The organism is Candidatus Cloacimonadota bacterium (genome assembly GCA_016932035.1).
GTDB lineage: Bacteria > Cloacimonadota > Cloacimonadia > JGIOTU-2 > JGIOTU-2 > Celaenobacter.
The window spans coordinates 1-22,608 of record JAFGDR010000004.1; the positions used below are offsets into that span (position 1 = coordinate 1).

Genomic DNA, 22,608 nt, shown 5'->3' on the forward strand with positions numbered 1-22,608 from the left:
AGTTCCTCGGGCAGATGGAGAAGCCAAAAGTAGATTATGTGGAGGGGCTCTCCCCGGCAGTTTCTATAGAGCAGAAAGCAGCCAGCCACAATCCAAGGTCAACTGTGGGAACTGTGACTGAAATATATGATTATCTCCGCGTTCTCTATGCGCGGATCGGAACACAATACTGTTATCAATGTGGCAAGCCTGTTTCATCCCAATCCCTCGACCAGATGGTCAATACACTCCTTGAGCTCGAAGAAGGAACAAAAATACAAATACTAGCGCCACTCGTTCGAGAACGAAAAGGAGAGCACAAAGATGTCTTTAGCCGCATTAAACGCGAGGGTTTTGTGCGGATGCGTGTGAATGGGGTGGTTCATGACGTTAATGATAACGTAAAATTAGATAAAAAAAGCAAGCACAATATTGAGGTCATCGTTGATCGACTCGTTATAAAAAAAGGTATTGAAAGCAGATTAACGGATTCTATGGAACTTGCACTCGATCTTGCTGATGGTATTGTCATGATCGATTTCCCTGATACTAATGAAACACAGCTTTTCAGCATTCAAAATGCATGTCCCACCTGTAATATCAGCTATCCAGAGTTGAATCCCCAAATGTTTTCTTTTAATAGCCCCCTTGGCATGTGCGAAACCTGTAACGGTCTGGGGACAAGAATGGAACTCGATGAAGACAAGATCGTTCCGGATAAGAGACGTTCCATCATGGAGGGTGCAGTTAAGTACTGGGGACCTCTTCAGGAGAAGCGGCGTTCCTGGCGTTACAAGATTTTACTTCAACTTGCAGATGAATTTGGATTCTCACTAAAAACGCCATGGAATCAGCTAAACGAGCAGGCACGGGATATTATCCTATATGGATCACGGGGTAAAAAATTCCGCATCGATTGGGATATGGAGACCAGTTCCGGGCATTATATGACCCAGTTCGAGGGATTGATCCCTGCGATACAACGCAGGTTCAGGGAAACAAAATCCGAAGCCATGCGCCGAATGTACCTGTCTTACTACAGCGAGAAGCCATGTACAAGCTGTGAAGGAACCAAGCTACGGATTGAAAGCAGATATGTGAAGATCAATGAAAAATCGATTGTCGACATCTCTAAAATGTCCATCCGCGATGCCTATGATTTTGCAGATAACCTTAAGCTTACAGGAAATAAAAAGATCATCGCTGACGAACTCATAAAAGAGATTAAAGCCCGATTGCAGTTTATGCTCAATGTTGGACTTCATTATCTCACGCTGGACAGAAGTGCACCAACATTATCTGGAGGTGAATCTGAACGCATTCGTCTTGCCAGCCAGATCGGAAGCGGACTCGTGGGCGTTATGTATATTCTCGACGAGCCAACGATCGGTTTGCATCAACGGGATAACAGACGCCTTATACAAATGCTGGCAGGATTGCGAACAATAGGGAATACCGTCATTGTGGTTGAGCACGATGCAGAAATGATGAAAGAAGCTGATCATATTCTTGATTTCGGACCACTCGGCGGTGTGTATGGCGGTGAGATCGTTGCACAGGGGTCATATGATGAGATAATCAAACATGAAGAATCACTTACCGGAAAATATCTGTCCGGGGAGATGTGCATTCCTGAGCCCAAATTTTATAGGGCAAAGAATCATGGCTATCTTACACTTGCAGGGGTACATCAGAATAACCTTAAAAACATTGATGTTAAAATCCCGCTTGGAGTTTTTACCTGTATTACAGGCGTATCTGGTTCCGGGAAAAGTTCTCTTGTCAACCAGACGTTATATCCTTCAATTGCGAACCGTCTTCATAATAGCACACACCCGGAGGGTAAATATCTGAAGATAGAAAATCTGGATAAGATCGATAAGATAATTAACATTACACAGGATCCAATTGGCAGGACACCCCGTTCAAATCCCGCAACCTACACAAAAGTGTTTGATGAGATCAGGAAGATCTTTGCCCAAACGCCATCTGCAAAAATTCGGGGATATAAACCAAGCAGATTCAGTTTCAATGTTGCGGGTGGTCGTTGCGAGACATGTGGCGGCAATGGTGTAAAGCAGATCGAGATGCACTTCCTTGCAGATGTATTCGTGACATGTGAGGTCTGCAAGGGCAAGCGATTCAACAAAGAAACGTTGCAGATAAAATATAAGGATAAGAATATTTACGATGTGCTGAATATGGATGTTCAGGAAGCTCTGAAATTTTTTGAAAATATTCCGACCATCAAACGAAAATTAAAAACCCTCTGCGATGTAGGGCTTGATTATATCAAGCTTGGACAGCCATCCCCTACCCTTTCTGGTGGTGAAGCCCAGAGAGTTAAGCTGTCGCGGGAACTCAGCAAAACAAGTACCGGAAACACACTCTATATTCTCGATGAACCGACGACAGGTCTTCACTTTCATGACATCAGAAAACTGATAACAGTGCTGAATAAGCTGGTGGATAAAGGAAATACGATTGTTGTGATCGAGCACAATCTTGATGTTATTAAGTGCGCAGACTATATTATTGATCTCGGTCCGGAAGGTGGTGATGATGGAGGTGAAATCGTGGCAACAGGCACTCCATATCAAGTTGCGAAAGAGGTAAAATCCTATACAGGGCAGTATCTTCAAGAGCTTTTTTCAGGTGGCAATAAGCAAAAGAATTGACAGAGTTGAATGGGCTCAGATGCTTATCATATATTTATTCGGAGAAAAATATGCGTAGAATTCTTGTCCTTTTGGTCATGATAGGTTCGTGTTTTTTGATGTTCATGTCGTGTACCAATCAGGATAAGTCATCACCACCCGCACAATTTACTGTTGCCCTCAAGCCCAATCCCCTTGATTCAACACTTACCGATGTTTATGTAACAAATATCCAGAAAGATCAGTCTCAGCTCTTTATTACCTTACCGGACGTTGAGATCAATCATTACCATCCTGCCGAATTTTGCAAGGGATCGGTGTACGTGCTGCGGAGAACGCATCCGTTTTCGGATTTTCCAGATCAATGGAGGGATGAACTCTGGAAATATACAAGCATGAAAAAGGGTACGCGTATCTTTTCTTCTCAGGGGTTGGATTTCCGTGTATCTCCAACCGAACAGGATATTGCAGTAGTAACAGATACCACGCTTTATTTCATCGAGACATCAAGCCGATCAAAGGTTGCGGAGTTCTATCCATCAGAACTTTCAAAGAAACCTTATACAGACACACACATACAGCCGCTAAGTTGGACAAAAGGGGGAACATTCTTCTGGGGAAATCTCTTCCGAACTGTTGATATACTCACATTTTTCCGCATTATAACCGAGACCTGGGAAGTTGACTCATATGATGTTGACTCTCTCGAAATCAATTCTTCTGATTATGCATTAAATCCAACTAACGGCATGTTAGTTTATAGCAATTTTCCTGCAATTTTTGATGTGGAAACCTATCAGCATGTAAAAAAAAGCAGGATCAGAGTACAGCTGTTTTTGTATGACATAATAACAGGAGAAAGGAAATTGCTGGCAACTACCAGCTCCAAAGATTTCAAGCCAAAATGGCTTTCACCTCGAACCATAGAAGTGAATAATCCGGAGGGTGAAGGTCGAATTGTTATTTCCTTGTGATCGATAAAGAGGGAACGAGAAAATTAAAAAATAATCATATAAAGGATACATCATGAAAAAACTTATTATTTTAGGATTGATATTACTAACAGGTATAAGTACACTCTATGCCTTTGACTATACCTATTTTCCAACTGCAACCACAGATGACTTTCTTGCAACAAAGGTAAATCCAGCTGCGCTAGCATTCGGGAATGCGTCCGGTGTGGGATATGTGCATTCATTCCAGGACAAAATGATGCAGAAGAACTGGGCACTATTCCTGAACCTGCACGAGCTCGGGTATTGTTACGAAAAAATGGATTCAACTGAACAGCATACCCTTTCCGAAGGAATGAAACTCGCTAAAAATTTCTACTTTGGAACAGACTATGTCTGGAAACCGGCGGGATTTTGGAAAGGTGATTGGGGATTATATATCCTTGCACGCCCATGGGACTTTCTTTCTGTTTCAGGTTCCTGGCGAAATATTTCCCGTGACAATGAAAGCTACACGATTGGTACCGGCTTGCGCCCGATTCGAGTGAAGGGGAGATTCTGTTATAAGATAACGCTGACGTGCGATGTTACCTATACAGACAGCAAATGGAGAAAGCCAATTGCAGGAGTTCAATCACAATTTCTCGACGGTGTTCACCTGAACGGTTTTTACGATTTCGAAAATGAAGGGATATCAGTTGGAGTCGGTTTTGATATTGCACATTTCAAAACAGGAGCCCAATACACCGATAAAAGCAAAAGCGGTATTGTGTATGGAAATGTTTCCGACAAGCGATATCACTCATTTCTAATCCATGATAAACAGAATAAATTTTACAATTATAAACTTTCCGGTCCAATCTATGATGTCAAACCAGCACAGCGTTTCGGTCCTTTTGAGATTGTTACATCTGTCGGAAGCACTATGGAAGAAGTTATTGAAAAGATAGAAACCCTTAAATATGATGATCGTATTGAGGGGATCGTCTTTCAATCCGGTAATATCTATGCGGGATTAGCAAAATTCCAGGAATTACAGGCAGCTTTCATCGATTTCAAATCAACCGGAAAGAAAATCATCTTTTATTATGACTATATCATGAATTCGAATTATGTCTTTTCAGCTTCTGTTGCTGACAAAATATATTTAAATCCAGGGGGATTTCTCGATCTCAGAGGGCTTTCGGTCAGTGCCCCATATCTTAAGGATTTACTTGATACCCTTGGCATCGACGTGATCAGTTTCAGAAGCCACGATTATAAAAATGCTGCTAATATGTTTACAGAAACCCATATGACCGAAGCAGAGAGGGAGATGTATGAAGATTTTCTCTCTGATATTTATGATCAAATGGTTCTCATGATTGCAGAGGGTAGAGGAATGTCTGATGAACAGGTGCGCACAGCGATTGATAATGGTCCCTATCTTATTGCACAGCGAGCATTGGATGCAGGGCTTGTCGATGGTCTGATATATCGAGATCAGCTAAAGGATGCCCTGAAAGACCTTTACGGAGATGTAAGCATTACTGGTATCTATAGAATTCCAGAGAACAGACTTGATTGGAGTGATGATCCAGCATCCAAAATTGCTGTGATCTATGCAACGGGCAATATACATTCTGGTAAAAACGAACCCGGCAAATCAATCGGCGATGAAACATATATGAAAGCAATCGAGCAGGCTCGAGAGGATCCTTGTATAATGGGTATCATCCTGCGAATTGACAGCGGCGGAGGATCTTCACTTGCATCAGAAAATATTTATAGAGAAGTGGTGCTTTGTAAAGAAGGCGAGTTCTCAAAACCGGTTGTCTCATCATTCTCAGGTGTTGCTGCTTCTGGCGGATATTATATTGCCTGTCCGTCTGACAAAATTTTTGCCGAACCCACTACGATCACCGGTTCCATTGGCGTGATCGGCGCAGTACCGAACCTAACTCGATTATACAAGAAGATCCATATAAACTGGGATGTCGTTAAAGAGGGTAGAAATGCTGATTTTGCTTCCACAAGCAGACCCATGAATGACGAAGAGAAGAAAATGATCATGGAGATGATAGAGGTTGAATATAAAGATTTTGTGGGCAAGGTTGCACAATGCAGGGGAATGACCTTTGAGCAGGTTGATGAGATCGCAAAAGGTCGGGTATGGGCTGGAACCAGTGGATTACAAAACGGTCTGGTTGACGCTTTTGGCGGCATGAAAGAAGCAGTTGAGGAAGTCAAGAAGCTTGCAGGTATCAAAAATGATGTCGAGCTCGTTGCTTATCCACAAAGGAAATCTGCGTTCTCACTGAGCCTGGACATGAACACACCTGGAGTGAACATGAATGATTTACCCGTTGAGGTTCAAATGCTTATAGAGAAAATTCAGGAGTCCACTTTCTATGATAAAGAACATATTCTGCTTCTCATGCCATATGTATTACCGGACATTCTTGAACAACATAGTTTTCAGAGATAAATTCATGAAAGGATATGTATGAAACGAGCATGTAAAATTGGTGCCATACTTCTGATTATTTTGCTGGTTGTTAGTTGTACTGCTGGCATCAATCAGATGGAAGATAAGCCCAATAAAGAGGGGAAAGTTGCAGGTTTTTGGAAAGGTTTGTGGAATGGATTTATCATACTTTTCACATTCATCATTTCTCTCTTTAATGATAACGTGACGATCTATGAAGTTCACAATAACGGAGCATTATACAATCTCGGATTTCTGCTTGGAATAATGTTTTTCTTCGGTGGAAGCGGCGGTGGAGCAGCGAGTCATAAAAAAAGATAACCTACGTACTCATATGGAAAGAAAAGGTGAGAAAATCGGTTGGATTGGTGGCTGGATCGGATCTTTTTTATGGTTGGGAGTCCTCTCAATCGTATGGATTTTTTCTCATAAAATACTTTATGGCATAATTGGTTTAGGGATTTTTATTATTGCCATAGTTCTGATTTTTATGCTCGAACCATCCCGGAATCCTAAAACTCAATACTGGAAACTTATGCTGCCGATCTATCTATTACTTGGCAGTTCAATAGTGTATAGCATCTGGATGTATGGGGGCTTTAAAGCAATTGGTCTCAGATGGACATCATTTTTTTGGATCGTTCCTTTTCTTTTACCGTTGTTTACAATGGGCACTAAAACCTGGGAAAATAAAGAATAATCTTATTATATCTTAATATCTAAGCTAAGACTGATAAAGAATTTGAACACAATAATGATAAGATTATGTTCTCTATAAGACTTGACTCAAATTTATTACTTTTAATATTAATGAATTAAATGAATAGAAGCAATTGGACACTGAGAAAAAAAATATTAGTAGGTTATACTATTGCTTTTCTGTTAATGGTATTAGTAATAATTTACTCTTTACTAAATATTATTAAGTTAGGAGAGGCATCAGCGGCAATACTCAAGGAGAATTATAAAAGTATCCTGGCTGCAGAAAATATGATAGATGCCATCGAGCGTCAGGACAGTGCGATATTACTGCTCATCTTAAATTATACCGAAGAAGCATCCATACAATTTCGAGAAAACCAAAATCAGTTCCTCTTATGTTTAGGAAGAGCTCTTGATAATATCACAATTGAAAATGAAGATGAGATTATTTCAACGATTCAGGAAAATTATAACTTATATTTGATCAATTTCAATAAGCTTCAAAGAATTGTTCTATCAAACTCGCAAGATGCTTCAGAATTCTATCACGAGCAAGTATTACCTAACTTCATATTTGTTAGAGATGAATGTATACATCTAAGAGAAATCAATCAGGAAACAATGTTCAATGCAAGTAATGTTGCGAACCATATTGCGAGAAGGGCAATTAGATCAATAATTGTACTGAGTATCGCGCTACTTGCAACAGGACTGATATTTAGTCTTATCTTAGTTAATCTTATAGTAAAACCGGTTCATCAAATTATTAATGCCACACAAAGAATATCTGATGGTGATTATAATGTACAGTTTAAATATAACAGAACCGATGAGTTAGGGATTTTATCAAAAGATTTCAATCGAATGGTAAAAAAGCTGAAAATCTATCATGATTTGAATATAAAGAAAATTATCAGAGAGAAGTCTAAAAGCGAGGCAGTCATCCAGTCAATTGATGATGGAATCATTATCATAAATGATGAGTCAAAGATTGAGGATATAAATCCCGCTGCAGCAAGAATTTTTAATCTTGAAATTGAAAAGACTCGTGGGAAGCACATTCTTGAGATAATAAGAAATAATGCATTTTATGAAGAAATTACAAATGTGTTTACGGGTAATATTCAGACAAATCAAGAACAAATGGACGAAAAAATCTTCACAATCGGTGAATCAGAAAGCAAACAGCACCTTCTCTATTCCATAATTTCCGTCAATACGGGTAATGCAGAAAATGATAGAATGGTAGTTATTCTTTTAAAGGATATTACTTCTTTAAAGAAGCTGGATAATCTGAAAAGTGAGTTCATTATGGCAGCTTCTCACGAACTGAGGACACCTTTAACAAGTATAAATATGAGTATTTCTTTATTGAAAGAGAATCTAAATAATAAACTCGATAAAACAAACTCAGAGCTACTTAGCGCTGCTTATGACGAAGTTAATCGTTTAAAAGTACTTGTTAATGATTTATTAGACATCTCAAGGATTGAAGCTGGTAAAATGACAATGGATTTTGATCGGGTAGAGATAAAATATCTATTTGAGAAAGCAATATCAGTAATAATAAAACAAGCAAACGAAAAAAAAGTTGAAACTTCGATTGAAATCCATGATGATTTACCAGTAATAAAAGCAGACCCAAATAAAATAACACGGGTTCTAGCTAACTTGATGGCAAATGCACTTCGATATACACCAAAAGGTGGTTTCATAAAATTAAAGGGGGAAAAAATTGGTTCTAAGGTTCATATTTCCGTTCAGGATAACGGTTCGGGGATACCTTATGAATTTCAATCAAGAATATTTGATAAATTTGTACAAGTAAAAAATGATTCTAATCCCGGGGGAAGCGGATTGGGATTATCTATATGTAGAGAAATAGTAAAAGCGCACGGTGGAAATATCTGGGTAGAATCAATACCAGGGGAGGGAAGCACGTTCACTTTTACTTTGCCGGTTTTTGAAGAAAAAGAGAAGAAGGTATAACATGGAAGAGAAGAAAGTTTTAATCGTCGATGACGAAAAAAATATCAGAATGACGCTGTCACAAACCCTTACTGGACAGGGACTTATTACTGAAACAGCCATGAATGGAGAAGAAGCATTAACAAAAATGGATGAATCAAAATATGACATTATATTTCTTGATTTAAAGATGCCCGGGATACATGGACTTGATGTATTAAAGGAAATAAGCAAATCTGGATCTAGAATAGTAACTGTTATAATAACAGCCCATGGAACCATTGATTCTGCGGTTGAAGCTATGAAGTTAGGCGCAATCGATTTTATACAGAAACCTTTTACACCTGATGAAATTAGAGAAGTAATAAATACTATAATGAAAAGAGATGAGTTGGAAGCTGAGAAACCAGATGATTTTAAATCAAATATTGAATACGCAAAAAAATGTATTACAGAAAAAAACTTCGAAAGTGCTATCAATTATTTGAAAAAAGCTATTTCAATAAACAGCAATTCTGCAGAAGCATATAATATGATAGGTGCCTTGCTTGAGATACGTGGAGACCTGTCAGAAGCTCAGAGAAATTATCGTATGGCTCTTAGTGTAGATCCTACGTATGAACCTGCTGAAAAAAATCTGGAACGAATTACTAGTTTTCATTCCAATGATTCAATAATTTTTTATAAAAACAACTGAGATTATCTAAGATGGAAAAAACAAAAAAATCTTTGTACATAGTTATTATCGGGTGTGGAAGACTGGGATCACATCTTGCGAATATCTTAAGTAAAAAGGGACACAGTACAGTTATTGTGGACAATAGCATCGATTCGTTTGAAAAATTAGATTCAACTGAATTTAGTGGTTTTAGAATAGAAGGAGATGCCACTGAGCTTTCTGTGTTAAAGGAAGCGAAAATAAACAAAGCAGATGTAGTGATAGGTGTCACTGAAAGTGATAATATAAATATCATGATTGGACAAATTGCAAAGAATACTTTCTCTGTAAAGAGTGTGTTAGTAAGAATACAGGATCAAAATAAAATTCCATTTTTAAATAAACTAAAACTAGATTATGTTTGTACTACAGAGCAGACAGCTACAGAAATTTTATCTCGAATATAAAAATCTAATTATAGGAATACTATCATGAATATATTAATCGTAGGTGGGGGAAAAGTTGTGTACTTTGTTGCCCGAAGTTTTCAGTCTAAGGGGCATCAAACAACCATCATTAACAAAAATATTGAAGAATGCAGGTGGCTATCTCGAAGACTGAAAGGGGTTATTGTCCATGGAGACGGTACTGACCCTCAAGTTTTGAAAGACACAAATACTATACAGATGGACGCCATCTTAGCAATCACACCTCATGATGAAGATAATTTAATCATATGTCAGATTGCAAAACTGAATTTCGGTATAAGAAGGACCCTTGCTTTTGTAAATGATCCTGACAATGAGGAAATGTTTAAAAAACTTGGTATTTCTGCAGCCTTTTCAACCACTCACATGATTTCTAACATAATAGAACAGAGAACAGCGTATGAAGATATCATTGATCTGTCATCAATGGCAGATGGTAAAGTGATTGTGACTGAAATTTTAATTTCTGATGATTCACCAGCCTGTAATAAGAAATTACAGGATATTGATCTGCCAGAAAATAGTCTCATTGCATGTGTTATTCGTGATGATACACAGATCATTCCCAGAGGATCAAATGTAATACAAAAAAAGGACAAAGTGATAGTAATAACATTACCAGAGAATCATGGAGAGGTGATTAAAATATTAACTGGTGATGTCGTAGAGTAATGACACTATTTAAACGTAAAAGAGATTTCTATTTCAACGTTCTACATTATGTGGGATTAGTATTGATGGTTTGCGGTTTCATCCTCCTACTTCCACTTTTATATCTTTTATTTAACTCGGGAGAGATATCTAATAGTTTTGGTTTTTTTCTACCGGCAATAGCTATGATGATTATTGGATTAGTCATATGGCTCAAGATAAAACCAGTAGTAAAAAGTTCCTTTTCGATTACTCAAAGTCAATTCGTTGTTGTAATAAGTTGGATTATAGTGTGTATTTTTTCTACAATACCCTTTATCATTATTGAAAAGATGAGTATGTTACACGCCTTGTTCGAATCAGTAAGTGGGTGGACGACCACAGGATTGACTTTGGTAGATACAAGTAACTGTAGCACCATGATATTACTTTGGCGAAGTATCATGCAGTTTTTTGGTGGTGCTGGTTTAGCCATTATTATGCTCGCAACGATCCTTGGACCCCAAGCCCCAACACTTGGAGTTGCAGAAGGAAGATCAACGCAGTTGGTTCCAAATGTAATACATTCTTCGACCATTGTTCTCACACTTTACCTATCATATGCCATCGCAGGGATAGTTGCCTACAATCTGAGTGGAATGGGTTTATTTGATTCGATAAATCATACACTTACTGCAATTTCTACTGGAGGTTTTTCTACGAAAAACGCCAGTATCGGCTATTGGAATAGTCTTTCCATTAATATTGTTACGATGATATTAATGATCTTAGGTAACCTAAATTTCCTTACCATTTATCTTCTTATACACGGAAAATTTAAGGCATTGTTCAAAAACAGTGAGATCAAAACACTGTCACTGATAGTCATTGTATGTGTAGTTCTTTTTTACTTTTTTGTAGGAAGATCACTCTATAATGGTATTTCTGAAAGAATTCGAATCTCACTTTTTGAAGTTATCTCTGCAATCACAACCACCGGCTTCACGTCAACGACATATTCGGGTTGGACTCCTTTTGCTTTTTTCATGATGATAACCCTTATGTTGATCGGTGGTGGCACATGTTCCACGGCTGGCGGAATAAAACAATATAGGATTTTTGTCCTATTCAAATCCACTATCTGGGAATTAAAGAAAATGCTTCTTCCCAAAAAAGCAGTAGTAGAAAACTATATATGGCAAGGCGAGAACAAAGAGTACATAACATCAGATCAGATCAGAAGAATCAGTCTGTTTTTCTTTTTATACATTTCGACCTTCATTATCGGTTCGGGCCTCATTTGCCTTCATGGATATAGTATACAGAATTCACTTTTCGAGTTTGCATCAGCATTAGGAACGGTTGGTTTATCTGTAGGAATTACAAGCACAAGTGCTCCAATAGGTGTTTTGTGGATTGAGATACTAGGAATGTTCCTTGGCAGATTAGAATTTATTGTAATTTTAGTAACGATGATAAAGTTTTTTAGGGATTTATTTGGTATAAACTAAAAGAATATATAAATTGTCAGCACTTTTACAAATAATCTATTTATTATATAAACATTACTAATTAATATATGTTGATTATTTTTAATCTTGTTATATTTTAACAAACACCTTCCTGTGTCTCGGTCCATCGAACTCACAGAAGAAGATCGCCTGCCAGGTACCAAGGACGAGCGAGCCATTTTCTATCATTACTATTTCTGAAGCTCCAACAAGCGTTGACTTGATATGTGCCGCAGAATTACCTTCCCTATGCTGATAATTATCCCGTAAAGGGATAACCTTATCAAGCTCTTTTAACATATCCTTCATCACAGAAGGATCTGCACCTTCATTTATGGTAACGGCTGCAGTGGTGTGAGGAACAAATATATGGATGCTGCCATCTGCAATACCGGAGTCATCAACAATTTCTTGAACTTTCAGTGTGATATTTAACATATCATACTGTGCACGTGTTTGCACTGATATCGTTTTCATATATGATCCTTTCTGAATAAAAAATTCATAGTCAAAAATGAATGTCAACCAAAAATATTTGACAATTTGTATATACTCTTGCTATATGGCATAGCTTAAAAAAGCATGAGAATAAATAAAAAAATAGACCGAATAATCTAGGAGGTAGCATGAAGAAGTTACTCTTCGGTTTGCTCATAGTAGCATTTGTTATTGGTGCCATTGGCTGCGGCGGTGGCGAAAAAACTGTGAAAGAATCAAACATTCCGGGTTGGTTCCTTAATCCTCCACAGGATCCGGATTACATTTTTGGTGTAAACTCAGCCACATCAACCCAGATGCAACTTGCCCTTGATAAGGCAAAAGCAGGAGCACGTGCAGACATTGCACAGCAGCTTGAAACAAAAGTGTCAGTTCTTGTAAAGAGTTTCCAGGAAGAAGTCGGCAGCGGCGAAGATGCAGAATTGAATGCATTCTACAGTCAGACCATGAAGAACATCGCCAATCAGACACTCCAGGGAAGCAGAGTCCGCGAACAAAAAGTTGTTCCCGAAAGCGGTGGTATGTTCAGAGCATATATACTTATGGAACTTCCACTTGTTGAGTTCAACCAGAATGTCGTAAAGAAAGTTAAAAATATGCAGCTTTATGACAGATTCCGCGCTTCACAGGCTTTCGAAGATCTTGAAACACAGATTGAAGATTACCAGCAAGAGCAGAACCAATAATTTTGTAACAACTCGAGAAACCCTGGGAATTATCCCGGGGTTTTCTCTTTTATTATGAAAAAAACAATTATTCTTATATTCGCAGTACTATTGATACTTTCTTGTGCATCCACACAAAAGACCGTAAAACCTCCAAAAATAATTAAGTATCCACAATGGTTTATTACTCCTCACAATGCAGTTATTGGATATGGACCAATCTACTTTACAGAGGAATCAAGCGCTAAAGCCGCTACTCAAAAAGCGACAGACAATTATATAAAATTCTCTCATTGTCTGGTGCTTGGTACTCAAACATACATTCAGTCGGTCAAGGGTCTTGATCTTGTGTATGATTCTCTGTTTATTCATATCGAAGCTTCTCCTGCAGAAGAAGGATTTCTGGAAAAACAATTTGCACATGCAGACACCTTTGCTACCGATAATATGATCATCGTAATACACTCCAATACCTCCCTTTCTGGAATGAAGGATATCATTCAGTTCCCCGACGAGTGTGTGTGGGTCACTACTCCACCGCAAGATAAAGAGTTTCTCTATGCTGTTGGTTCCTGCAATAGTATTTATAGCGAACATAAAGCCTGGGAAAGTGCTGAGAATAATGCCATACTCAATCTTGCCAGGAAGATATCGCTTAATAATGCAGTTGAAACACTAGTCAATGATGAGATACTCATGAGTAAATTCGACGAAAATGTGAACGTTGAATTAAGAGATATCGAAGTCGTTGAGCGCTGGAAGGATCCAAGGACAAATTCATATTGCGTACTTATTCGTATGTAGTTCATTGCAAACAAAACAAGTTAATTAATACAATCAGGGGGTACCATGAAGAATAAACTCTTCGCGTTTATATTACTAATACTGTATTTAGTTTTCATACACGCCCAATTATTTTCTCAAGTTCTCACGGAACGTTTTGATTGGAATACTCTTCACTGGCCAACCCAAGATGACGAATACGCAAAAATTGAATTTAAGGATGGCTTTTATACTATTGAACACAAAATTGATGAATCTGGCTACACAATATATCTTCCTATAGAAATCGATTACTATAGAGACCTTACTATTGAAACTGTTATTGAACACATTTCGGGTAGAGATGATGCCGGATATGGACTTTTATGGGATATGGTTGATAGAAATAATTACTATGCATTTGATATTTCGGCAAATGGTTATTACAGAATCGCCAAATGTATTAATAATGTATGGACCGACCTCACCCCATGGACACAATGCGATCATATCAAAACCGGAAATTTATTCAATACTTTACTTATTAGAAAACATGGAAATGAATACTATTTTGTCATCAACAATAAAATTATAGACATGCATGAACTAGAGCTGTTGGGAGGTGAAGAAGTTGGATTTTCTGTCTACCTCAAACAGAAAGTAAGTATTGATAAATTAGATATACTATATGTTGATCCCGATTGGATCATTGAAAGTCTGGAAAAATTCAAAGAGCTAAACAAGCCTAATGCTACTGAAGATTTCTTGAACGCTCTTGAGGAGTTGGGGTTCTAATACGAATATAAACAACAACAATACAATGATATAAGGGAGAAACAATGAAAAAAAGTGCTTGTATTTGGGTGTTAATCTTCTTTTTCTTTAATTTCTTGTATCCAGATTTAGCAAGTGCGGAGGCTATATTTATTGAGGATTTTCTTACAAATAATAATAACTGGCCTATCGAAGAGGATGAGTATGCCAAAACTTCAATAGTCAACGGCACTTTCATTTTTGAATACAAAATGGATGAAAGCGGATATCATGTGTTTTATCCTGTAGAGATAGATAGAGGAAGAGATTTTGAAATTGCTATAACTCTCTATCAAATCAGTGGACACGACGATCGCGGATACGGATTAATCTGGGATATAGTTGATGACTCAAACTATTATTCTTTTGAAATTTCGGATAATGGTTATTATCGTGTAGGTAAAGCAGTTGCTGGTGAATGGATTGATGTTATTGGATGGACAGAAAGCGAATACATCAACACCTTTGGCGGAAAGAACACGCTTGCCGTCGCGAAGTTGGGTGACACATATATGTTTTTTATCAATAAAAATTATGTAAACCTGACAGACGTTCAACCACTTTGGGGGGATTATCTTGGCTTTGATATTTGGCTTAAACAGAAAATAGCTATCGAATCCCTTGAAGTGAGTTACATAGAGGAAATGGATGTCATTCTTGATGAGGATTTCTCAGACAATTCCCTATTGTGGTTTGAAGGAAATGATAATGAGATGTATGCTGAGGTCAAGAATGGCTATTACTATTTCCAGCACAAAGAAGAGGATGGAAGTTACTTTGTATGGAACCATGTGAATCTCATCCCTGAGAACGATTTTGAGATTACTACAACAATAACTCATACCAGCGGTGTTATTGATTACGGGTACGGACTTGTGTGGGGAATGTCAGACCTTGAAAACCTGTATACCTTTAATATCTCGGATAACGGTAACTACCGCTACGGAAAGTATGTAAATGACGAATGGGAGATCTTAATCGGTTGGACTGAATCTGATCTTCTTCGATCATATAATGGAACCAATACCCTCACCGTTGAAAAGAATTACGATACATATAACTTTTATATTAATAATGAATGGGTAGATTCCTACCCCTTTGAACAGCTCTTTGGAAATGGTATCGGATATGTGATCTATAAAGCTCAAACCATCATGATCGATGATCTTATTATAAAGCAGGACATGAATGAAACAAGCTCGATCATCGACCAGGCGGTAGCTTTGCTTGAGAATATTTCAATTCGATATCCTGAATATGATGAGACATATACAACACTTGCTGACTTGTACTGGGAAGATGCGGAAAATGCCTTTGACATTGATAATGTTGCCCGATCTATGCTCTACCTCCAATCCGCGAAAGCGGAGATACTGAGTGATAATCCCAGACTCAACGAGCTTGCAGATGTACTGTCTGATGCAGGATATTTTTTGAATACAGCTGAGGGTTCTTATTTTGAGAGAATGGATTATTACGAGCAGGCATTCCAATATTTTAATATCGTTACCCAGATCGATGAAACGCTTGGAAATCAAACCCATCTCCCAACTGATTATATAAATCTTGGAGCTGCATCTAATAACCTGGGAAATTACGATCAGGCAATTGATTATTATACCAAAGCGCTTAATCTTGCAAAAGAGGTGAAATCTGCGCATGAAATTTTTGCTGCGTATGATAACCTGGGGCTTACAAGTAAAAATGATGAAAAATATCATATTGCGATAGATTACTATTCACTGGGCATTCAATATGCTCGCAAGCTGGATGATAAAACCGAAGAAGAGTTCTTTAACTATATGATCGCCCAGGTTTATGATCTTGATCTCGAGGATTGGGAAAAGGCGATTGATTACTATAAAGAAGCATCAGAAATTGCGCGAGAGCGAGGTGCAATGATCGAATTACAGGAATACCTCTATTGTATTGGAGATTGCTATTACGCTCTGTATAAGGATGATATCGCAGATTCGTACTATGAGCAGGCAGATGCAATCATTATTAATGAGTAAACATTATATTGTAATTAGTGCAAATCCACGAACTATAAAAATACCTATCCCTCTTTGCAAACCCTGTTCCTGCCATTCTCTTTTGCATAATAAAGCAATTTATCAACGCGAGAGATCACTTCTTTAGGTGTTGTACTAAACGTATTAACTTCTATAACACCTGCACTAAACGTGACAGGAACCGGTTTTCCTTTGTAAAGGAACTCATGTTCCTCGCAGATCTGCCGAAGTCTCTCTGTTACTGCAGATGCTTTTTCAACATCCGACTGAGGAAGAATTATGATAAATTCCTCTCCACCAAAGCGGCATGGAATATCAACATTTTGACGTATTGTATTGCGGATGAGTTGAGCCAATTCCTGTAAAACCTGATCTCCGAATAAATGCCCATACGTATCATTAACACGCTTGAAATGATCAATATCCAGCATCGCAACTGCGAACCTTCCACCATATCTCTTTATCCTGCCAATTTCATGCTCAATATGAAGATTCATCTGTCTGCGTATATAAAGCCCGGTAAGAGAGTCGAACATTGCAAGTCGACTGGATTGTATATATTCAAGGGAAACTGCAATAAGCGTTGTCAGAATAATTAGAGAGCGTAGTTCGATATCATCAAAACTTGTATGGCTTTTTACATGCAGAACAAGAATACCGATCGGGTTATTTCCTGAGCCGATCAGGGGAAGATAGATGATGCTGCGATCTGCAGTTTTTACGATCTCCGGACGCCTGAGTGCAAGCATGTTTTCAAAATTTGTTTCATTGATCGGAATTCCTGCTTTTGGCTGAGAAATGAAGCCGTTTTCCAGCTGCCCGAGTAAAATGATATTACCGGGATTCTCATCATCAAGCGAGAAAAATTCCACCTTATTGCTATGCCCAAAATCAGAAAGGATATCCACAGCATTCTCCACGAGTTGATCAAGGTTCTTCTCGGACGCGAGTAAACGTGTCGCATAACTCAAGGTTTGAAAAATAATATCAGTATCAGTGAATGATGTGTTCTGCATTTTTTATCCGTTCAAGTTTGATGTAAAAGTAAAGGTTGCAAAAAGCGGTCAATGTTTTTTGCGGATTACACGAGAGAGATTTATTGCAATAAGATATGCAATGCCGCAAATAATGATGATCGTAGCACCGGTCGGGATGTTTGCAGAAAAGGATAGTGCAATACCAGCCAGAGTAAAAACAAGTCCCAACCCGATTGCAGAAAAGATCATGCCGTGTAATGTGCGGGTAAAGAGACCTGCAATTGCTGCCGGGAGACTGAGTAACGCAATAACCAGAATGATACCGACGATCTGGATGAGCACGACAATGGTAAGAGCAATAATGCACAGAAGCAGAATATACAGAAAATCAACTGGCAAACCTCTTAACCTCGCTTGTTCCTCATCATACGTAATTGCAACAAATTGTCGGTAGAATATTATTACAATAAGAATGATGAACACATTCAATCCGGCAAGTATGAAAAGATTTGTCGAAGAAACCATGAGGATATTCCCGAACAGGTAGGATAAAAGATCTGCGCTGTAGCCGGGCGTGAGATACATGAAGATCACACCAATTGCCATGCCCATTGCCCAGAGCGCGCTGATGACTGTATTTTCATGCTGATGCGCTTTCAGCTTCACAAGCCCGATCGTAATTGCGGCAAGAATTGCAACGACAAATGCACCAATAATTGGGGGCATGCTGAGATAGAATGCAATACCGACTCCTCCAAGAACTGCGTGTGCGATTCCTCCGCTGATGAAGGTTATCTTTTTTACCACAACGAAAGTGCCGGTAATTCCGCAAACAATGCTCGCGAGAGTGGCAGCAATAACTGCGTTTTGCAGAAATGTATAGGTTGCGATGCTTGTGAACAAATTATCCATAACTAAAGATTGCAATGGTGCTGCAGAAATTTACTGCTTTCACTGTATATATCAAACAGCGATTTGCCTGTCAGCTCTTGGACAGAATGCATCGAAGCGAAACGGTTCAAGCAACAAATTTTATTAACATAGGTTGAGACAAAGCCAACATCATGAGTAATCAGGAGAATTGTTGTGGAGGCATTGAGTATTTTGAGGATGTCATAAATATCTTTCTCCATCGAGACATCAACACTTGCAGTGGGTTCGTCAAGCAAAAGAATTTTTGGATCGTTGATCAGCGCTCGTGCGATCAGGGCTCGCTGTTTTTGACCGCCAGAGAGTTCATGAAAATTCCTGTTTGCAAAATCCTGGATTTCAAGCTTCTCTAAAAGAGAAAAAGCTTTTTCCGCAATATCTTTTTTATATGATGGAAATAATGAGTTTGCAGAGAGCGTGTTCATCTTCACAATATCGATCACATGGATGGGGTAGTCCATATCAAACGTGCTGTATTGCGGAACATAACCAAGAAATTTTCTGGCTTTTATAGGATTCGTTCCTAAAATTGATATCCTGCCTTTAGTTGGTTTAAGAAATCCGAGCAGAAGTTTTATTAGTGTTGTTTTTCCTGCTCCATTCGGTCCGAGGATGGCAACAAAATCTTTGCTGTCGATCTCGATCGTAATATCCTGGAGAACAGGTTCTCCATTATAGGAAAAATCCAGATCGTTAAGTGTAATAACCGGTCGAGTGTGTTCAGTCTTCATCGAGTGCTTCCTGAAAGGTGTCTGCTATGGTTTTCATGTTTTCAAGATAATTTTCGGCAAGCGGATCGATGCTCACGACCTTTCCATCAATTGCTTGTGCGACGGTTTCTGCTGCAGTGGTGCTGAACTGCTTCTGCACAAAAACGATACGAATATTTTTTTTCAGTGCATATGATATGATCTCTGCGAGTTCTTTTGGGGCAGGTGATTTTCCTTCAATCTGAATAGGGATCTGCATCAATCTGAATTCATCTGCAAGATAGCCCCAGGAGGGATGAAACACAAGAAATGCGCGATGCGTAAGGTTCGAGAGACGATCTCTAAAATACTGCTGAAGTGCCGCCAGGTCATCAAGAAAGGATTGCAGGTTTGCCTGATAATAAGTAGTATTGTCAGCATCATATTCCTGAAGAGTTTCGCAAATTGTCATTGCCTGTCTCTTCACTAATTCAGGACTCAACCATATATGCGGATCGAGCTGGTGTGAGTGATCGTGTGGGGTATGTTTTTCTGCATGATACTCATGAGACATTTTATCCTGAAGGGTAGCAAACGAATCCATCGGACGAAGTGATATACCTTTCCTCGTATCGATGATCGTCATGTCAGGATTGAGATGTTCCAGCTTGTTCATCCAAGTTTCTTCAAAAGGAACGCCGATACGAAAGTACAGATCGGCATCAGAAATTTCCTTCATTTGTGAAGGAGTCGGCTCGTATGTTGCAGGGCTGTGTCCTGGCAAAACCATAACATGTACATCTGCCTTATCCCCAGCGATGCGTTCAACAAAATATTTCTGCGGAAGCACGCTGACAAAGATGTCGAGAGCATCATTTTTGCTGACAGATTTCGTGCATGAGATTATTATGATCATAAGCAAGCCCAGGATGATACTCTTTTTCATGATTCTTTGCAATCCCTGCACAGTCCCTCGATCTGGAGGATATGGCTCTCTGCTTTTGATTTGAGCTGGTCTTCAACAAGTTGCTTGATCGCATCGAAATTGCAGTATTCCACGCAGGATACCTTATGGCACTTTCTGCAGATGAAGTGGTGATGATCGTGCTGCGAAGAGCATAAGAAATAGTAAAGTTGGTTATCCTCTTTTTGGATCGATGATGCAATGCCGATTTCCTGGAATTGCTGGAGTATTCGATACACGGTCGGCAGTCCGACCTTATTGAATTTCTCTTTAAGGAGATCGCGTAGTTCGAGGGGAGAGAAGTATGAATTGCTTTGCTGCATGATCCGGAGGATTTCCAGACGCTTCGGTGTTTTCTTTAGTTTTTTCTGTTTGAGTATCTCAAGATATTTTTCCATTATGATATCCTATTGCCGTAAACGAAAATGATTTTTGTTTATCAATATGTCAATAAATTTGGTGTGCTTGACAGTAAAATATTTCAGAATTGAAAAATTGTAAGAATTGGAGTATGTATGAAACCAAGATTGATAGTACATGGTGGTGCATGGAGTATTCCTGACGAACAGGATTATGCTCATGTTAAAGGTGTGAAAGCAGGAGTTGAAGAAGTATATCCGCTTCTGCTGAATGGACTCTCTGCAGTCGATGCAGTTGAAACAGCAGTTCGTATTCTTGAAGATGATCAGATCTTCGATGCCGGAAGAGGTGCTGTACTGAACAAAGATGGAGAGATCGAAATGGATGCTTCGATTATGAATGGCATAGATCTTTCGTTCGGCGCTGTAGCTGCCTTGCAGAACATACTTCATCCGATTTCTGTTGCAAAATGTGTGATGATACGAACAGAACATTGCCTGCTTGTGGGAAATGGTGCGCAGAAATTTGCATGAGATTACGGTTTCACTGAATTACCTCCTGAAGAACTTCTAACAGAAAGAGAATTGGAAGTATACAGAAAATTAAAATGTGATAAGTCTTATTCTACGAGGTTTCCTTACGAACCAACTCCCAAAGGTACTGTTGGGGCGGTGGCAATGGACTGCGATGGGAATCTTGCTGCTGCAACTTCAACTGGCGGAACGTCAAGGAAGCTTCCCGGTAGAGTTGGAGATACGCCGATACTTGGTGCTGGAACTTATGCTGACAATAAATTAGGTGCGGCATCAGCGACCGGGTGGGGAGAGGCTATTATGAAGAGTCTACTTACAAAAACTGCCTGCGATTTTCTGAGGGATTTTCCTGTTTCCGAGGTAGCGTTAAGAGCACTGAATTACATGCACAAGAGAGTCGGACAATATGCAGGACTTATTATGATCGATAGTAATGGAAGATATTCACTCGCTCATACGACCAGAAAGATGGCCTTTGCCTACATCGATAAGGATGATCGAGTTGTAGCTGAGATCAGTTTAAGATAATAAAAAGAAGAAAAAAGCCCCGAGCTGGAACTCAGGGCGTTTCTTTTATTGGGAGGAATTAAAGTTTCTCGATTATTTCAAGATACTTCTCTATCGGCTGGTTGCCGACAAGTTCATGTTGTTCGTTAATAATAATTTTCGGCACTGCGCTGACATCATATTTGATCGACTCTGTGGTAAAGGTCTGCGCTTCGACCATATCGGCTGAGATATGATCATTCAGCATTGCGAGATGATGTGCATTCGTAACAGCACCCGGGCAATGCGGACAGCTCAGCGTTATAAAAACCTGTATGCGAACATCTTTTGAGATATTTTTGATACGCTTCATGAGTTCTTCATTGAGCTCATGCTTCTGACCTGACACTTCGAGCATTGCAGCGATAAAAGAATTGATCTCATATCCGCCGGGAAGTCCGAAAAATCGTATGCCATTATCATTGCCATCAGTGGTTAATATGACCATTGCAGGTATTTTATCTACACCGTATTGTTTTGCAATTGCACTGTCTTTCTTAAAATCATATACCTTCAGTTCGAGCTTATCAGAAAGAGATACGAACTCTTCGACAAACTCATGTGTGTCTTTGCAGGTTTCGCACTCAAATTCCTGCGTAAAAAATGCTATCGTTACTTTATTTTGAAGTTTTTCCAAAATATCTTTCAGTTGCTTCTTTATCTGTTCAGTGAATAAATCCATGTTTATTTTCCTTTCGATTTATTATTCTTATACATACTTTCACGGTATGAGTATTGAAATAATATATAATCCTTTTGGGAAATGTCAAAATCCTATTGTCAGAATAAGGGAAACTTGATGTTTGAAATTAGGAATTAGAAATTTGAAATTCCTAATTCAAT

At 38.8% G+C, this 22,608-nt stretch carries 21 protein-coding genes and 1 pseudogene; 15 read left to right on the forward strand and 7 right to left on the reverse strand.

Going from position 1 to position 22,608, the window contains the following annotated elements; translation table 11 throughout:
- The 10 genes from uvrA to JW794_00565 form a co-directional block, all read left to right on the forward strand.
- On the forward strand, window positions 1-2,657 hold a 2,657-nt coding region (gene uvrA, locus JW794_00520), incomplete at its 5' end, for an excinuclease ABC subunit UvrA (protein ID MBN2016613.1).
- Between the two features lie 50 nt (window positions 2,658-2,707).
- Entirely contained in the window at window positions 2,708-3,610 is a 903-nt protein-coding gene (locus JW794_00525; protein MBN2016614.1) for a hypothetical protein, read from the forward strand.
- Between the two features lie 52 nt (window positions 3,611-3,662).
- Entirely contained in the window at window positions 3,663-6,056 is a 2,394-nt protein-coding gene (sppA, locus tag JW794_00530) for a signal peptide peptidase SppA (protein MBN2016615.1), read from the forward strand.
- A gap of 18 nt (window positions 6,057-6,074) precedes the next feature.
- The gene (locus tag JW794_00535; protein ID MBN2016616.1) at window positions 6,075-6,377 is read left to right on the forward strand and encodes a hypothetical protein; all 303 of its coding nucleotides are present in this window, start codon (window positions 6,075-6,077) and stop codon (window positions 6,375-6,377) included.
- Window positions 6,378-6,390: 13 nt separating this feature from the next.
- Entirely contained in the window at window positions 6,391-6,756 is a 366-nt protein-coding gene (locus JW794_00540; protein ID MBN2016617.1) for a hypothetical protein, read from the forward strand.
- 119 nt (window positions 6,757-6,875) lie between these two features.
- On the forward strand, window positions 6,876-8,747 hold the full coding sequence (locus JW794_00545) for a HAMP domain-containing protein (protein MBN2016618.1): 1,872 nt from the start codon (window positions 6,876-6,878) through the stop codon (window positions 8,745-8,747).
- A 1-nt stretch (window position 8,748) separates the two neighbouring features.
- Window positions 8,749-9,423 (forward strand): response regulator, encoded by a 675-nt coding sequence (locus JW794_00550; GenBank protein ID MBN2016619.1) that lies wholly within the window; start codon window positions 8,749-8,751, stop codon window positions 9,421-9,423.
- 11 nt (window positions 9,424-9,434) lie between these two features.
- A complete protein-coding gene (locus JW794_00555) occupies window positions 9,435-9,851 on the forward strand; it encodes a TrkA family potassium uptake protein (GenBank protein MBN2016620.1) in 417 nt (138 codons plus the stop codon).
- A gap of 24 nt (window positions 9,852-9,875) precedes the next feature.
- Window positions 9,876-10,544, forward strand: coding sequence for an NAD-binding protein (locus JW794_00560; GenBank protein ID MBN2016621.1), 669 nt, complete (start codon window positions 9,876-9,878; stop codon window positions 10,542-10,544).
- Entirely contained in the window at window positions 10,544-12,013 is a 1,470-nt protein-coding gene (locus tag JW794_00565; protein MBN2016622.1) for a TrkH family potassium uptake protein, read from the forward strand. Before JW794_00560 ends, JW794_00565 begins: the two co-directional genes overlap by 1 nt.
- Window positions 12,014-12,103: 90 nt before the next feature.
- Here JW794_00565 and JW794_00570 read toward each other — a convergent pair whose 3' ends face one another.
- Entirely contained in the window at window positions 12,104-12,490 is a 387-nt protein-coding gene (locus tag JW794_00570) for a YjbQ family protein (GenBank protein MBN2016623.1), read from the reverse strand.
- A 149-nt stretch (window positions 12,491-12,639) separates the two neighbouring features.
- On the opposite strand from JW794_00570, the gene JW794_00575 reads away from it, so the two are divergent.
- From JW794_00575 to JW794_00590, 4 genes are read left to right on the forward strand one after another with little or no spacing between them, the layout of a single operon-like run.
- On the forward strand, window positions 12,640-13,197 hold the full coding sequence (locus JW794_00575; protein MBN2016624.1) for an LPP20 family lipoprotein: 558 nt from the start codon (window positions 12,640-12,642) through the stop codon (window positions 13,195-13,197).
- Window positions 13,198-13,251: 54 nt separating this feature from the next.
- Window positions 13,252-13,980 (forward strand): LPP20 family lipoprotein, encoded by a 729-nt coding sequence (locus tag JW794_00580; protein ID MBN2016625.1) that lies wholly within the window; start codon window positions 13,252-13,254, stop codon window positions 13,978-13,980.
- Between the two features lie 45 nt (window positions 13,981-14,025).
- On the forward strand, window positions 14,026-14,733 hold the full coding sequence (locus JW794_00585; GenBank protein MBN2016626.1) for a hypothetical protein: 708 nt from the start codon (window positions 14,026-14,028) through the stop codon (window positions 14,731-14,733).
- Window positions 14,734-14,777: 44 nt separating this feature from the next.
- Complete coding sequence (locus JW794_00590) at window positions 14,778-16,766, forward strand: tetratricopeptide repeat protein (protein MBN2016627.1); 1,989 nt, start codon at window positions 14,778-14,780, stop codon at window positions 16,764-16,766.
- 44 nt (window positions 16,767-16,810) lie between these two features.
- Here JW794_00590 and JW794_00595 read toward each other — a convergent pair whose 3' ends face one another.
- Genes JW794_00595 through JW794_00615 form a run of 5 tightly spaced genes read right to left on the reverse strand, consistent with a single transcriptional unit; the run spans window position 16,811 to window position 20,724 of the window.
- Complete coding sequence (locus JW794_00595) at window positions 16,811-17,782, reverse strand: GGDEF domain-containing protein (protein ID MBN2016628.1); 972 nt, start codon at window positions 17,780-17,782, stop codon at window positions 16,811-16,813.
- Between the two features lie 48 nt (window positions 17,783-17,830).
- Window positions 17,831-18,655, reverse strand: coding sequence for a metal ABC transporter permease (locus tag JW794_00600; GenBank protein MBN2016629.1), 825 nt, complete (start codon window positions 18,653-18,655; stop codon window positions 17,831-17,833).
- Between the two features lie 2 nt (window positions 18,656-18,657).
- Window positions 18,658-19,404 (reverse strand): ABC transporter ATP-binding protein, encoded by a 747-nt coding sequence (locus JW794_00605; protein ID MBN2016630.1) that lies wholly within the window; start codon window positions 19,402-19,404, stop codon window positions 18,658-18,660.
- Window positions 19,394-20,308 carry a zinc ABC transporter substrate-binding protein gene (locus JW794_00610; GenBank protein ID MBN2016631.1) on the reverse strand — a complete coding sequence of 305 codons (915 nt, stop codon included), beginning with the start codon at window positions 20,306-20,308 and terminating at the stop codon, window positions 19,394-19,396. The genes JW794_00605 and JW794_00610 overlap by 11 nt, the downstream gene beginning before the upstream one ends.
- On the reverse strand, window positions 20,305-20,724 hold the full coding sequence (locus tag JW794_00615; GenBank protein ID MBN2016632.1) for a transcriptional repressor: 420 nt from the start codon (window positions 20,722-20,724) through the stop codon (window positions 20,305-20,307). Before JW794_00615 ends, JW794_00610 begins: the two co-directional genes overlap by 4 nt.
- A gap of 117 nt (window positions 20,725-20,841) precedes the next feature.
- On the opposite strand from JW794_00615, the pseudogene JW794_00620 reads away from it, so the two are divergent.
- Window positions 20,842-21,747, forward strand: a pseudogene (locus JW794_00620) (isoaspartyl peptidase/L-asparaginase).
- A 58-nt stretch (window positions 21,748-21,805) separates the two neighbouring features.
- Here JW794_00620 and JW794_00625 read toward each other — a convergent pair.
- Window positions 21,806-22,447, reverse strand: coding sequence for a thioredoxin family protein (locus tag JW794_00625; GenBank protein ID MBN2016633.1), 642 nt, complete (start codon window positions 22,445-22,447; stop codon window positions 21,806-21,808).
- Window positions 22,448-22,608 lie beyond the last annotated feature (161 nt).